The organism is Ruegeria sp. YKSD163 (assembly GCF_059612905.1).
Map to the genome: position 1 here is coordinate 14,793 of NZ_JBXWRM010000008.1, position 12,710 is coordinate 27,502.

11 protein-coding genes are annotated in these 12,710 nt (G+C 63.1%); 6 read left to right on the forward strand and 5 right to left on the reverse strand.

Features of this window, described 5'->3' with window-relative positions; genetic code table 11:
- Window positions 1-9: 9 nt before the first annotated feature.
- From AC2FNA_RS11985 to AC2FNA_RS12005, 5 genes are all read right to left on the reverse strand, one after another.
- On the reverse strand, window positions 10-1,224 hold the full coding sequence (locus AC2FNA_RS11985) for a cytochrome-c peroxidase (RefSeq protein ID WP_496826800.1): 1,215 nt from the start codon (window positions 1,222-1,224) through the stop codon (window positions 10-12).
- Complete coding sequence (locus tag AC2FNA_RS11990) at window positions 1,221-1,934, reverse strand: SCO family protein (RefSeq protein WP_496826802.1); 714 nt, start codon at window positions 1,932-1,934, stop codon at window positions 1,221-1,223. The genes AC2FNA_RS11985 and AC2FNA_RS11990 overlap by 4 nt, the downstream gene beginning before the upstream one ends.
- 69 nt (window positions 1,935-2,003) lie before the next feature.
- Window positions 2,004-3,314 (reverse strand): methanethiol oxidase, encoded by a 1,311-nt coding sequence (mtoX, locus tag AC2FNA_RS11995; protein WP_496826804.1) that lies wholly within the window; start codon window positions 3,312-3,314, stop codon window positions 2,004-2,006.
- Window positions 3,315-3,337: 23 nt separating this feature from the next.
- Window positions 3,338-4,150, reverse strand: coding sequence for an IclR family transcriptional regulator (locus AC2FNA_RS12000; protein ID WP_234143615.1), 813 nt, complete (start codon window positions 4,148-4,150; stop codon window positions 3,338-3,340).
- A gap of 198 nt (window positions 4,151-4,348) precedes the next feature.
- The gene (locus AC2FNA_RS12005) at window positions 4,349-5,320 is read right to left on the reverse strand and encodes a LysR substrate-binding domain-containing protein (RefSeq protein ID WP_496826806.1); all 972 of its coding nucleotides are present in this window, start codon (window positions 5,318-5,320) and stop codon (window positions 4,349-4,351) included.
- A 162-nt stretch (window positions 5,321-5,482) separates the two neighbouring features.
- Between AC2FNA_RS12005 and AC2FNA_RS12010 the strand changes: the two genes are divergently transcribed.
- The 6 genes from AC2FNA_RS12010 to AC2FNA_RS12035 all read left to right on the forward strand — a co-directional run bounded on the left by AC2FNA_RS12010 (window position 5,483) and on the right by AC2FNA_RS12035 (window position 12,710).
- Window positions 5,483-6,475: a TAXI family TRAP transporter solute-binding subunit gene (locus tag AC2FNA_RS12010; protein WP_496826808.1), complete on the forward strand. Its 993-nt coding sequence runs from the start codon at window positions 5,483-5,485 to the stop codon at window positions 6,473-6,475.
- 111 nt (window positions 6,476-6,586) lie between these two features.
- Entirely contained in the window at window positions 6,587-8,665 is a 2,079-nt protein-coding gene (locus AC2FNA_RS12015) for a TRAP transporter permease (RefSeq protein WP_496826810.1), read from the forward strand.
- Window positions 8,665-9,915: an NAD(P)/FAD-dependent oxidoreductase gene (locus AC2FNA_RS12020; protein WP_496826812.1), complete on the forward strand. Its 1,251-nt coding sequence runs from the start codon at window positions 8,665-8,667 to the stop codon at window positions 9,913-9,915. The genes AC2FNA_RS12015 and AC2FNA_RS12020 overlap by 1 nt, the downstream gene beginning before the upstream one ends.
- Complete coding sequence (locus AC2FNA_RS12025; RefSeq protein ID WP_496826814.1) at window positions 9,912-11,021, forward strand: NAD(P)/FAD-dependent oxidoreductase; 1,110 nt, start codon at window positions 9,912-9,914, stop codon at window positions 11,019-11,021. Before AC2FNA_RS12020 ends, AC2FNA_RS12025 begins: the two co-directional genes overlap by 4 nt.
- A complete protein-coding gene (locus tag AC2FNA_RS12030) occupies window positions 11,005-11,328 on the forward strand; it encodes a (2Fe-2S)-binding protein (RefSeq protein ID WP_496826816.1) in 324 nt (107 codons plus the stop codon). Before AC2FNA_RS12025 ends, AC2FNA_RS12030 begins: the two co-directional genes overlap by 17 nt.
- Window positions 11,325-12,710 carry an FAD/NAD(P)-dependent oxidoreductase gene (locus AC2FNA_RS12035; RefSeq protein ID WP_496826818.1) on the forward strand — a complete coding sequence of 462 codons (1,386 nt, stop codon included), beginning with the start codon at window positions 11,325-11,327 and terminating at the stop codon, window positions 12,708-12,710. Before AC2FNA_RS12030 ends, AC2FNA_RS12035 begins: the two co-directional genes overlap by 4 nt.

Consider the following 12,710-nt stretch of genomic DNA (forward strand, 5'->3'; position numbering starts at 1 on the left):
CTCCTTGGTTCAATAATTGTCAGGGGGGTGGCTGCGCGCCTCGGCCACGAGGCAATCGAGCCCCTCCGAAGTGAGCGCCATAAGAAAGGCCTCGATATCCGCCAGTTCTTCGGGGCTGAGGCCCAGCGGGCGGATGCGAGCATCCTGATCGGGGTGTCCGGTGCCGCCCATGTTGTAGAACTCCAGCACCTCCCCCAGCGTGGTCAGCGCGCCGTCATGCATATAGGGCGCGGTCACGGCCAGGTTGCGCAGGCCCGGCGTGCGGAACTTCCACCGATCCGCAGGGTCCTCGGTCACCTCGTAGCGGCCCAGATCGGCCTCGCGCGGAGCACTGACCGAAAGGATGCGGGCGAAATCGAGCTGATGCACCACGCCGGGCGCCACCTGGACCGGATGGCTGGCGGGCGGGTTCTGGCGCCGTTCTTCGCGCATCCGGCCATAACCGGTGTCGTGAAAGGCCTGATCGGTGAACAGCGCATGGTCTGTTTCGATCACGTGGCACGAAGCGCAATCGGCCTTGCCGGTGAACAGCGCGAAACCGCGCTGCGCCGCCGCGTCCATCGCGGCCTCGTCGCCGCCATAGAACCAGCGGTCAAAGGCGCTGTTGCCCAGCGTCAGGCTGCGCTGATAGGCGCCAAGTGCCTGACCGATCCGGTCAAGCGAGGCGGGCGCGGCAAAGGCCGCGTCAAAGAGGGGCCGGTAATCGGGCAGGAGATTCAGCTCGGCCACAACATGGCCGATCGAGGGGTTGGCCATCTCATTGCGGGCCACCAGGGGCGCGACGAACTGGGTCTCCAGTGCTGGATCCCGTCCATCGTGAAAGAGCGGGGTCAGAAAGCCCACATTGATCACGCTGGGCGCGTTACGCTTGACGCTGCGCCCCTCGACCCCGATGGCGGTGGCCAGTTCCCAGTTGGCAAACCCCTGTTCGGGCACATGGCACATGGCACAAGACATGGTGCGGTTGATCGACAGGCGCCGGTCGAAGAACAGCTTGCGCCCCAGTTCGATCTTGGCCTCGGTCGGCGGATTGTCCGCCGGATGCGGCACCAAGGGCAGGCCCAGTTGTGGTGTCAGGCTGCGCTCTAGCGCCGCTTTGGTCCAGCTTTCGGGGTCTGCGGGGCAGGTTTCGGGACTGATCGGGGCGGGCAGGGCAGTGCCATAGTCCCCGGCCAGCGCAGCGGGGGCAAGCAGGGCCAGCGCGGTCGCGACGGCTCGGATCACGCGCCCGCCTCTTCCATCAGCAGGGTTTCGATATCGGTCAACAGCAGGCGCGGGTCGAGAAAGCCCAGCCCATAGACGTTGCGGATGTCGCCCTGCCGGTCGACCAGATAGAGACGCAACAGGTGGCTGATAGTCTCCTGATCCTCGGACCGGTCGACCACCTGGCCATAGCCGTCCAGAATGGGGGTCAGCGCTTGTGAACCGGACGTGGTAAGTACATGCCAGTTCAGCTTGTCACCCGCCTGCGCGTCCGAGGTGATGGGATAGGCAAAGGCCTCGATCGCCTCGACCGTGTCGCGGGCGGGGTCAAAACTGATGGTCAACAGCTGCACATCCTCGTTCAGGCCGGGCAGATCGCGGCTGGCATCGTGCACGTCGAAAAAGACAGACATCGCCAGCGGGCAGCCATTCACGTCGCCGCAGGTGAGATAGACGAAGCTGACCAGCGAGATCTTGCCCCGCGTCAGGTCGTGCAGTCCGTGTTCGCGCCCGTTGATATCCAGCACTCGGCCATCGGGCGCGGATTTGATCCGGTTCAGGCGGTAGCTGCCCGGGGCGGGCGGGTCGAACTGGTAAGCATCGCTCGCCTCGAAAACCGAGGCCATCGGGCTGGGCCGGGCCGCGGGCTGGGGCTGCCAGACCTGCCACCCGAGGGCTGCCGCCACCAGCGCCGCGACTGTCAGCCCGGAAAGGAGGTATCTCTTGCGCATCCGCCGCCACCGTCCATGTCAAAGGAAAAGCCGGGACAGCGATGGGCCGCCCCGGAAGTTTGGGAGGTATCAGGACGAATAAAGCGCCGAGCTTCCAAAGCGCATTATATGCGCGCGGCCCAGACCCAGTTCATAGAAGTCGACGGCGAAATCCTCGACCAGTTCCTTGCCGTCCCAATTATAGGCCTTAAGGTACTGGACATCGTCGTCGCCCTTCTTGTCCCAGTTGGCGAGCAACGAGGACGAGAAATAGACACGCTTGCCGTCCCAGCTCTGGCTGACCATGTTGACCTGGCGGTCGATGACCTTTTCGTAGATCTGGAACGGTTTGTGCGGATCCGAGATGTCAAAGAGCCGGGTCTTTCCATCCATGAAGCTGTTGATCCACAGCGTCTGGTCGTCGGCGGCAATCGAGATATCGACCGGCAGCGGGATATCCGCCGGGTTGCCGATATCGGCCACCGCCTTGGCCTGCCACTCGCCTGCGTCATCCTCGTAGATCAGCCAGAGCTGCGAAGTGAGCGCCGTGGTCGAGAAGGCATAATTGGCGTTCGGCCCCCAGGGAAAGCGGATTTCCAGCGGCGCGCCGGGAACGTTGAACACTTTCTTGGGCTGGCGGGTGTGCAGATCCCATTGCACGATGGTATTGCCAAAGCGTTTCATCGCCTCGGCGTCCTGCAACATCTGGCCGAAATCCATCATGTAGTTCGACCAGCCTGTAAACGACGAGGTCAGCATGACGTTCTTGCGGATCAGCGCCCGAATGTCATAGCCGTACCCATCTGCCACCGCGTCGCCCACGGCAACCGCGCCCTGCATGTCGGCGGTTGTGGGCATCCAATAGGTCGCCACGTAATCGCCGTCATCGTTGTATTCGACCAGCGCGGTGCGCCCGCCATGGTCGTCATCGTTGCTGAGACCGGTGATCATCATGCTGCCGGGCAGGGCAAAGAAGGTATGCGGCCCCACGACCCCGCCGCTGTCCTTGACGAATGTGTCGATGGTCTTGTGCAGTTTCGGGTTCGACGGGTCGGAATGCACGTCGAAGATGAAGATGCGGTTGGTGTCCAGCCCGCCGGTCCAGAAATAGCGCCGATCGGCCGAGAACCCGCCATGATGCGCCTCGTTCCGGCCGCCGACCGAGACCGAGTTGATCACCTGACCACGCGTTTCCGAGCCGGGGCGCAGGTCGATGGTGACCAGCTTGTCCTGCTCGTCGCCCATGCCCTCGACCCCCAGGGTCCAGACATAGACGAATTCCTCTTGCCCGGTGATCTTGGGCAAATAGGGCGACTGACAGGTTTCGTCTGCAAATGCGCGAAACGGCAGACCCATTGCCAGGGCACCGGCGGCCAGGGCGCCGAATTCTCTTCTCTTCATGATCTTCCTCCCAAAAAAATTCGTTAATGCGTTTCGTTCAACCCCGCGCTCGCGCTGGCCAGCGCTTCGGCATTGGTGGTCTCGGCATCGACCACCGAACAATGCTGGATTGCCGCTGCCGCGCGCACCGCCTCGGCCGACAGGACCGGCAGGATACGGTTCTGGACCATCGGCTTGATCCGGTTCGAAGGGCCCACGACCCCCATGGAAAAAATCGCGCCCAGCCGTTCCACATTGATCGGCACCGCGATGCTGCTGACTCCCTCGTCAATCTCGCCATCGCAGATCGCATAACCATAGCGACGCACCTGGTTGAGTTCGCGCTGGATCAGGTCGGGATCGGTGATGGTGTTCTGGTTGAAGCGCATCGGCTGTATGTCCAGCAACTCCTCGCGCAGTTCCGGCGTGATAAACGCCGCGATAGCCTTGGCCGAGGAACAGGCATGCGCCGGGCGTGGCCCAAGACCGGGATAGATATAGGACAGCGACGGATCGTCAGGTGTCTCGATATGGATCAGATCGACCCGTCCCCCCCGATAGCGGGCCAGAAAACCGGTTTCGCCTGTAGTCTTCACCACTTGCTGCATCATCGACGAGACCGCGTTGATCACATGCATGTCCGATTTGCCGGTCAGCGCGATTTTGACAAAGCGCATGCCCAGAACATAGCGGCTGCCGCAGTCCGTCACCTCGACAAAGCCGCAATCGACCAGAGACGAAATGTTGCGATAGATGGTCGCCCGCGGCACGTCGGTCAGACGCGCCAGCTCCGTTGCGTTCAGCGGGCTGGCCGCACCGGCAATGGCTTCGAGAAGGCGGATAAGGCGTTCTTGCATGATAGTCTCACATTTCGGACATTTTCACCGTAATGTGAGAATCACTTTTCTGACAAGACCCTTTCTGAACCCGCTCCTTCGGCGATTCTGGCGGGCAGAACATCCCCGCCATGCCGGGACAATTCGCCCGCACCTCAAGGTCGGATCGTGTCTGATTTCCCGGAGCATTCGGAGCGCACCGGCAAAACCGGCGATGCTCTACAGAGGATCGAGGCCCGCGACCCGCCGGACTTCGCCGATCAGGACATCAGCAAACGCTCGCGCCAGGCGCGACACGGGCGTGTGGGCGGGTGTCAGGACGGCGATGCGATAGACGATCGACGGAAGAAACGGCCGAAACACCACGCGCGGCTGGTTGGGTTCGGATTGCTGATAGTAATGAACGCTCATCGGGCTGATGATCGCCCAAGCCAACCCATCCTCGACAAATGCAAATTGCGAGGCCGCGTTCTGCATTTCAAACCGAATGGCAAGGTCCAGGCGTTCTCTGGCAAAGGCGGCCTCGACCTGGCGACGGATGAAGTGACCGTCGATAAAGGTCGTCATCGGCAAACCGACCAGATCATGCGGCGTAAGCACCTGTTTTCGCGCCAGTTCGCTGTCGGCGGCCACGGCGCACAGGCAATCCATGCTGGTCTCGGCCTCGGTCACCAGCGGCGAATGAGTCGTTGCCTCGGCAATGCCGACATCGAATTGCTGCGATGCCAACCGTTCATAGACCCGTTCCGAGGACTGGCTGACCAGCGAGACCGAGACATTTCCCCGGTCTTTGACGAAACTCGAAATCAGTCTGGGTAGCATGATAGTACTGAACACTGGCAGGCAGGCGATGTTCAGATGACCCTCCTGCAAACGCCCCACGGCCCTCATGTTGTGCGAGAGCTTGCCCAGATCGTCGAGGATCGTTGCGGATTGATCCAGCAGGTAGTGGGCCTCGGGTACCGGATGCAACCGACCCCGCCTGCGCTCGAACAAGGGGTATCCGACCGAGCTTTCCAGCCCGGCGATCAGGGAACTGACGGCGGGCTGTGTCCGGCCCATGTTGCGCGCCGCTTCGGTGACCGATCCGGTCAGCATGACCTCTCGGAACGCTTCAAGCTGTCTGAGGTTCATGTCCCGCCCCGCATTCTGGTTGAATGATTCAACCATGCCATAAGAAAAATCGATCATATCAAAAAAATTTACAATTTGTGCTAATCGGCTGAACCGGTCACTCTTTGCGGCAGGGCCCTGTAGAAGGCGCCGGATTGTTGGCTTGTTCCTGACACCCGTGTCCTGTTCCCGCCGACGACGACCAAAACCGTGAAAATAACCACCAACGGAGAGTGACACATGAAATTGCGACACAAACTGATTGCGGCGACCGCAGGTCTGTTGCTGGCGGCTGGCGCCGCGACTGCGCAGGACATGAAATTCTGGCGTATCGGCACCGGCGGGGCCGGCGGCACCTATTTCCCGATCGGCGGCCTGATCGCCAACGCGATTTCGAACCCGCCGGGCGCACGCGCCTGCGAAGATGGCGGTACCTGCGGAGTTCCCGGTCTGGTCGCGATCGCGGTGTCGACCAACGCGTCGGTGGCCAATGTCAATGCCATTCATGCCGGACAACTCGATGCCGGTCTGGCGGGCGCGCAAAGCGTGGTGCAGGGCTATAAGGGCGAAGGCAAGTTCGACGGCGTCCCCAAGGACAAGATCCGGGTCATTGCCAACCTCTATCCCGAGGACATGCACCTGGTGCTGGCCAAAGGTACCAGCATCGACGACCTCAAGGGACTCGAAGGCATGCGCGTCGGCGTGGCGGCCGCGGGGTCCGGCACCCAGGTTTCGGTGCGGATGATCCTCAAGCACTATGGCATCACCGTCGAAGAGCATGAATTGAGCCTTGGGCAGAGCGCACAGCGCCTGGCCGACGGTCAGCTGGACGCGTTCTTCTATGCCGGCGGCACGCCCTTTGCGGCGTTGATCCAGCTGGGGTCGACCAAGGGGTTCGAGCTCTACTCCTTCTCGGATGACGAGCGGGACACGATCAACGGCATCATCCCCTATTATGTGCACAGCAATATCGCGGGCGGCGTCTACGAGAACATCACCGCCGATACCGCCACGGTTGCCGTGAATGCCCAGCTGATCACCTCGGTCGATCAGGACGAAGAGCTGGTATACGAGATCACCAAGGCGCTCTGGAGCGACAAGACCCGTGCGCTGCTGGACAAGGGTCATGCCAAGGGCAAGGCGATCCAGCTTGAAGCCGCGCTGACAGGTGTTCTGATCCCGCTGCACCCGGGCGCCGAACGGTTCTACAAAGAAATCGGCATGATCAAGTAATCGACAGGAACCTTCGAAACGGGCGCCGGTTTGCGCCCGTTTCCCTCACCGATCCCGAGGCGCCGCGCGCCTGCGGACGGATATTCAACGCTTCAATCCGGAAAGGCTGACATGGCGACCTTTGACGTTAACGAGGCCGAACAGCTCGAAAAGAAGTATGACAGCGCGCTTCAGACCCGAACGGTCGGTCCCTGGATCGTCAGGTTCGTCTTTTTGTTCTCGTTGTTCTTCGCTGGCTATCACTATGTCACCGCCGGGATCGGAGTGCCGGTCGATTACTGGCACATGGGTTTTCACATGGCCGGTGTGATCACACTGATCTTCATCAGCTTTCCCATGTTCAAGCGCGATCGGAACCAGCCGCTGCGCCCCAACGCGTGGTATCGCTTTGGAAACGTCCCGCTGCTTGACTGGCTCTTCATCGTCGTCGGAATCACGACGTCGCTCTATATCGGGGTGACCTGGTACGGGGTCGACGTCACCATTTTCGGCGTCCACTTTCAGATGGTCGAGCAGGTGATGCGCCAGGGCGATCCGTGGTTGATCGACGTTGTCTTCGGCACTGCCCTCATCGTGGTGCTGCTCGAAGCGGTCCGGCGCACCTTGGGCATGGTCGTTCCGATCATCATCCTGCTGTTCACCTGTTACGCGGTTTTCGGCCAGTACATCCCGATCCAGACCATCATGCATCCGGGCATCAACTGGTCGCAGTATATCAACAACATGTATTTCCCGTCCGAAGGCATCTATGGCGTGACGCTGTGGATCGTCTCGACGGTTGTGTTCCATTTCGTCCTCTTTGGCGTGCTGGCGCAGCGGATGGGGCTGGGACAGCTGTTCGTCGACATGGCCACCGTTGTGGCAGGTCGTTACACCGGCGGGCTGGCCAAGGTCAGCGTCGTTTCCTCGGCCTTCTTCGGCACCATTTCGGGATCGTCCATCGCCAACACGGTGTCGACCGGTTCGCTGACCATCCCGAACATGAAGCGCATGGGCTATCCCGGTCACCTGGCCGGCGGGGTCGAGGCGGCCTCGAGCGCGGGCGGACAGATCACGCCACCGATCATGGGGGCCGCGGCCTTCATCATGGCCGAGTTTCTCGAAGTGCCCTATACCACCATTGTTCTGGCCGCGGCGATCCCGGCAGCGATGCATTATATCGGCGTGCTCTGCATCGTGCATTTCCAGGCCAAGCGCATGGGGCTGAAAGGCGTACCCGAGGCCGAGATCCCGCAGCTCTGGCGCGTGATCAAGCGCGGCTGGCCCGCCTCGATCCCTCTGTTCGTCCTGATCTATGTGCTGTTCAGCGGCTACTCGCCCCATATGGCGGCGTTCTGGGGGATCACCTCGGCCCTCGTTGTGGGCTTTCTCAACCCGATGCATCGTATGACCATCCGCGACGTGATGGACGGCGCGGTGCTTGGGACCAAATACGCGCTGGCCGTGGGTGCAGTTGTTGCGGCGATCGGGATCGTTGTCGGTGTGGTCAATTCCACCGGGCTGGGTTTCCGGCTCGGCTTCATGGTGGCCAATGGCGCCCTGTCTCTGGCCGAAACCGTGCACGGGCTGATCAGCTGGATCCCGATGCTCGAGATCTCGATCCCCAGTCTGACATTGTTCATCTCTCTGGTACTGATCGCGATCACCTGCATCCTGATGGGCGCGGGCCTGCCGACCACCGCGCTTTACATCATGCTGGCCACGGTGGCGCAGCCAGCGCTGGCCAACCTGGGCGTTCCGCCGCTCGCCTCGCATCTCTTCGTGCTCTACTATGGCGTTATTTCCGAGATCACGCCGCCGGTCTGTGCCTCGGCCTATGCCGCAGCGGGTATCGCGGGTGCCGATCCATTCAAGACAGGGCTATCGGCCTTCTCTCTGGGCATTGCCAAGCTGATGGTGCCCATGGTGTTCGTCTACTCGCCCGCGATGCTGATCGTGCTCGAGGATTACTTCACCTGGGGAGAGTTCCTGCAAACCGTCCTGACCTGTGGTCTGGGCGTGGTGATGATGGCAACCGCCGTCAGCGGCTTCTTCATCGCGCCGATGCCAAAACCGCTCCGCTGGCTGATAGCCTTTGCCGCGCTGTTCATGGTCACTCCCGGATCAAAGAGCGACCTGTTCGCGATGATGGTGGCGCTGCCGGTATTGCTCCAGCAAATCCATGCCAGCAAACGGGTACAGGTTGCGTAATGCCGGGTGCTGGGCGAGGCTCTGTTCACGTTCTGGGGGCGGGTATCGTCGGTATCTGCACCGCGCTGTCCCTGCTGGAAAAGGGGTTCGATGTCGAGTTGATCGACCGAAGCGATCCCGCCAGCGGGGCCAGCCATGGCAATGCCGGGGTGATTTCGCCATGGAGTTGCGTCCCGCAGTCGATGCCGAGTCTCTGGAAACAGGTGCCGGGATGGCTGATCGACCGCGAGGGGCCGCTGTCGGTCCGGCTGTCCCACGCGCCGCGCATGTTGCCCTGGCTGATGCGGTTCCTGCGCGCGGGGGCCGCTGATCGATTGCCCGCGATTGCCGATGCGATGAACGCGCTCAATCGTCCCAATGTCGAACTCTACCGCCAGCACCTGAAAGGGACGGGGCAGGAGGGTCTGCTGCGGGACTCGGCCTATGTGCACGTCTTTCGCAACCCCGCAAACGCGGATCTGGATGCGCTTGGCTGGCGGATGCGGCTTGACCGGGGGGTGCCCCTGGAACGGATCGACGGCAATACGCTGCGCGAGATCGAGCCAGAGATCGCGCCCGACTATAAGGCGGCGATTGTGATCCGCGATCAGGCCCGCGCCACCGATCCCGGCGCCCTGGGCCGGGCGCTGATGGACAAGGCCCTGCGCATGGGAGCCCGGTTTCGCCGGGCCGAGATTCGCGGTCTGCGACGCGACGGGAGCGAATGGCGGATCGACACCGCTGGGGACACGCTCACAAGCACTTGCACCGTTGTCGCCATGGGAGCATGGTCAGCACGGCTCTTGGCGCCGCTCGGACTGACACTGCCGCTTGAGGCGGAGCGGGGCTATCACCTGATGTTTGCCAACCCGGGGATCGCGGTGAACAATTCGGTCATGGATGTCGAAGGAAAGTTTGTTGCCAGTTCGATGCGCGACGGGTTGCGATGCGCTGGAACCGCCGAATTCGCGGGGCTGGACGCGCCACCCGACTATCGCCGTGCCGAGGTGTTCCTACGCATGGCCAAACGTCTGTTTCCAAGGCTCGATACCGAAACCGTCACCCCGTGGATGGGGGTTCGGCCCTCCTTTCCCGACAGCCTGCCCGTGATTGGGGCGGTGCCGGGCGCGGCTGGCCTGTTCGCGGCCTTCGGGCACTGCCATTACGGGTTGGGCATGGCGCCCAATACCGGGCGCATCCTGGCCGGGCTGATCGCGGGCGAGCCACTGAACCTCGATCTTGCGCCCTACGATATCGGCAGGTTCGCATGACCAGCGCCGACGCCATCGTGATCGGCGGCGGGCTGGTCGGGGCCGCGATCGCCTTTGGCCTGCAACGTCGCGGGATCCGGACTCTGATGCTGGACGAAGGTGATGTCGCCTTTCGCGCGGCGCGCGGCAATTTCGGGCTGGTCTGGGTGCAGTCCAAGGGGGTCGAAATGCCTCCCTATGCCCAGTGGACCTGGCAATCGGCGCAGGGCTGGGAACAGCTGGCGACCGAATTGACCGATCTGACCGGGCTGCGCCTTGATTATCGGCGGCCCGGGGGGATCGAGATCTTTCTCTCCGATGACGAGATGACCGAAAAGGCCGAGCGAATGGAGCTGCTGTGCCGCCACGCCCCGCATGTGGATTATCGCATACTGGAACGCCGCGCGCTGGGAAACATGGTCCCCGGCCTCGGACCCGATGTGGTGGGGGGCTGCTATTCCTCGACCGACGGACATGTCAATCCGCTGGCCCTGCTGCGGGCGTTGCATGCGGGCTTCCAGTTGCTGGGCGGCACGATCAGAAGTGGCGAGAAGGTACAGGAAATCAAGCCGCGGTCACACGGGTTTCAGGTCGGAACTGCCAGCCAGAGCTTCGACTGCGAACAGGTTGTCGTCGCCTGCGGCCTTGGCACGCCGGCCTTGGCCCAACAGGTCGGGTTGCAGGTTCCGGTGCGCCCGCAGCGTGGCCAGAACCTGATCACCGAACGTATGCGCCCATTCCTCGACCTGCCCCTGTCCGGCATCCGGCAGACCGCCGAGGGCAGCGTGCAACTGGGCGAGAGCAAGGAAGAGGTGGGCTTTGACGATGGCACCACCGCCGCCTGCCAGGCGCGGATCGCGTCCCGGGCCATGCAAACCTTCCCGCATCTGCGCCACGCCCGGATCGTGCGTGCATGGGGCGCGTTGCGGGTGATGTCGCCGGATGGCGCACCGATCTATGCCCGCTCGGAAACCTGTCCCGGCGCCTATGCCGCCACCTGTCACAGCGGCGTCACCCTTGCCGCCGCCCATATCCAGAGCCTTGCCGCCGCGATCGCCGAGGGCGGGCTGCCGAGCGAAACCAGCGGCCTTGGCCCGGAAAGGTTTGAGAATGTCCCGAGTGTTTGAGGTCACGGGCGCCCCCGTCCGCATCCATTTCGAAGGCACAGTGATCGAGGCACAGCCCGGAGACTCCGTTGCGGCGGCGCTGCTTGGCGCCGGGATTCGGCAGTTCCGTACTACCGCCCTGTCCGATACACCGCGCGGGCCGCTCTGCATGATGGGGGTATGTTTCGACTGCCTGGTCGAGATCGACGGCAAGGGCAATCAGCAGGCCTGCATGCACGAGGTGCGCGACGGAATGCGCGTGGCTCGACAGAAAGGGGCCTTTGACGTGACCTCCGTCCTGTCTCTCGATCCCGAGGAGGCACCATGACCGAGCATCACGATATCGTCGTCATCGGCGCCGGGCCTGCGGGTATGGCCGCCGCGACATTGGCCAGCCATCACGGCGCCTCGGTTCTGGTGCTGGACGAGCAACCCCGGCCCGGCGGTCAGATCTATCGCGCCATCGAGCGGCGCCGCGAGGACGGCGCCGCGATCCTGGGGACCGAGTATCTCGATGGCGCAGGCCTGGTCGATCGTTTCCGGGCCAGCACCGCCCGCCATGTTCCCGGCGCGATCGTCTGGCAGGTCGACGCAAGCGGCGAGATCGGGGTGACTGTCGAGGATCGTGCAAGGCTGCTTCGGGCAGATCAGATCATCCTCGCCAGCGGCGCGCAGGAGCGTCCTTTTCCCGTGCCCGGCTGGACCCTGCCGGGGGTGATGAACGCAGGCGCCGCCCAGATACTGCTCAAGGCATCGGGCGTGACCCTGCCGGCGCCGGTCTTCGTCGGCACCGGGCCGCTTCTCTACCTCGTCGCGCATCAATACCTGCGCGCCGGGGTCAAGGTAGCCGGCCTGCTCGACACCACGCCGCGGGGGAACTACGCCCGCGCGCTACCACATTTGCCCGGGGCGATGGGCCACGCGGCCAGCCTGTGGAAGGGTTGGCGCTGGCAACGGGAGATCCGTGCCTCGGGGATCCCGGTAATGAGCGGGGTCGAGGATATCCGGATCGTCGGGGCAGGGGCCGCAGAGGCAGTGGAATATTGCAAGTCGGGCCGCTGGTCCCGTTTACCCGCCGAGACGGTGTTGCTGCATCAGGGTGTGGTTCCCAATGTCAATCTGGCGATGGCTGCCGGATGCCGGCACGACTGGCATCCCGAACAGGCCTGCTGGCATGCGCGCATCGATGTTTGGGGCACCTCCAGCCATCCAAACATTGCCATCGCCGGTGACGGGGCCGGGATCGCGGGCGCCGTGGCCGCCGAAGCGGCCGGGCAGATCGCGGCACTTGGCGCGTTGCACCGGTTGGGCAGGATCACGACCGAACAGCGCGACAGCCTAGCCGCACCCCTGGAAAAGACCGTGGATCATCAGGCTGGCCTACGGCGGTTCCTCGATACGCTCTATCGCCCGGCGGACCGCTTTCGCATCCCGCGAGGTGGCGACACCGTCGTTTGCCGCTGCGAAGAGGTGTCCGCCGCCCAAATCCGCGAGGCGGTCGCGCTGGGTTGCAAGGGGCCCAACCAGCTCAAAAGCTTTACCCGTGCTGGCATGGGTCCGTGTCAGGGGCGGCTCTGCGGTTTGACGGTAACAGAAGTAATCGCCGCCGAACGGGGATGCGCCATAGCCGACGTCGGCGCCGCGCGCCTGCGCGCGCCGGTCAAACCTCTGGAGCTCGGGCAATTGGCGGCGCTCGACGAGGCAGAGTGA

Bases quoted from the DNA above. Each gene is read 5' to 3' on its own strand.
- AC2FNA_RS12030 (WP_496826816.1), top strand. From the start codon at position 11,005: ATGTCCCGAGTGTTTGAGGTCACGGGCGCCCCCGTCCGCATCCATTTC.
- AC2FNA_RS12035 (WP_496826818.1), top strand. From the start codon at position 11,325: ATGACCGAGCATCACGATATCGTCGTCATCGGCGCCGGGCCTGCGGGT.
- AC2FNA_RS12005 (WP_496826806.1), bottom strand. From the start codon at position 5,320: ATGATCGATTTTTCTTATGGCATGGTTGAATCATTCAACCAGAATGCG.
- AC2FNA_RS12000 (WP_234143615.1), bottom strand. From the start codon at position 4,150: ATGCAAGAACGCCTTATCCGCCTTCTCGAAGCCATTGCCGGTGCGGCC.
- AC2FNA_RS12015 (WP_496826810.1), top strand. From the start codon at position 6,587: ATGGCGACCTTTGACGTTAACGAGGCCGAACAGCTCGAAAAGAAGTAT.
- AC2FNA_RS11990 (WP_496826802.1), bottom strand. From the start codon at position 1,934: ATGCGCAAGAGATACCTCCTTTCCGGGCTGACAGTCGCGGCGCTGGTG.
- mtoX (WP_496826804.1), bottom strand. From the start codon at position 3,314: ATGAAGAGAAGAGAATTCGGCGCCCTGGCCGCCGGTGCCCTGGCAATG.
- AC2FNA_RS12025 (WP_496826814.1), top strand. From the start codon at position 9,912: ATGACCAGCGCCGACGCCATCGTGATCGGCGGCGGGCTGGTCGGGGCC.
- AC2FNA_RS12020 (WP_496826812.1), top strand. From the start codon at position 8,665: ATGCCGGGTGCTGGGCGAGGCTCTGTTCACGTTCTGGGGGCGGGTATC.
- AC2FNA_RS12010 (WP_496826808.1), top strand. From the start codon at position 5,483: ATGAAATTGCGACACAAACTGATTGCGGCGACCGCAGGTCTGTTGCTG.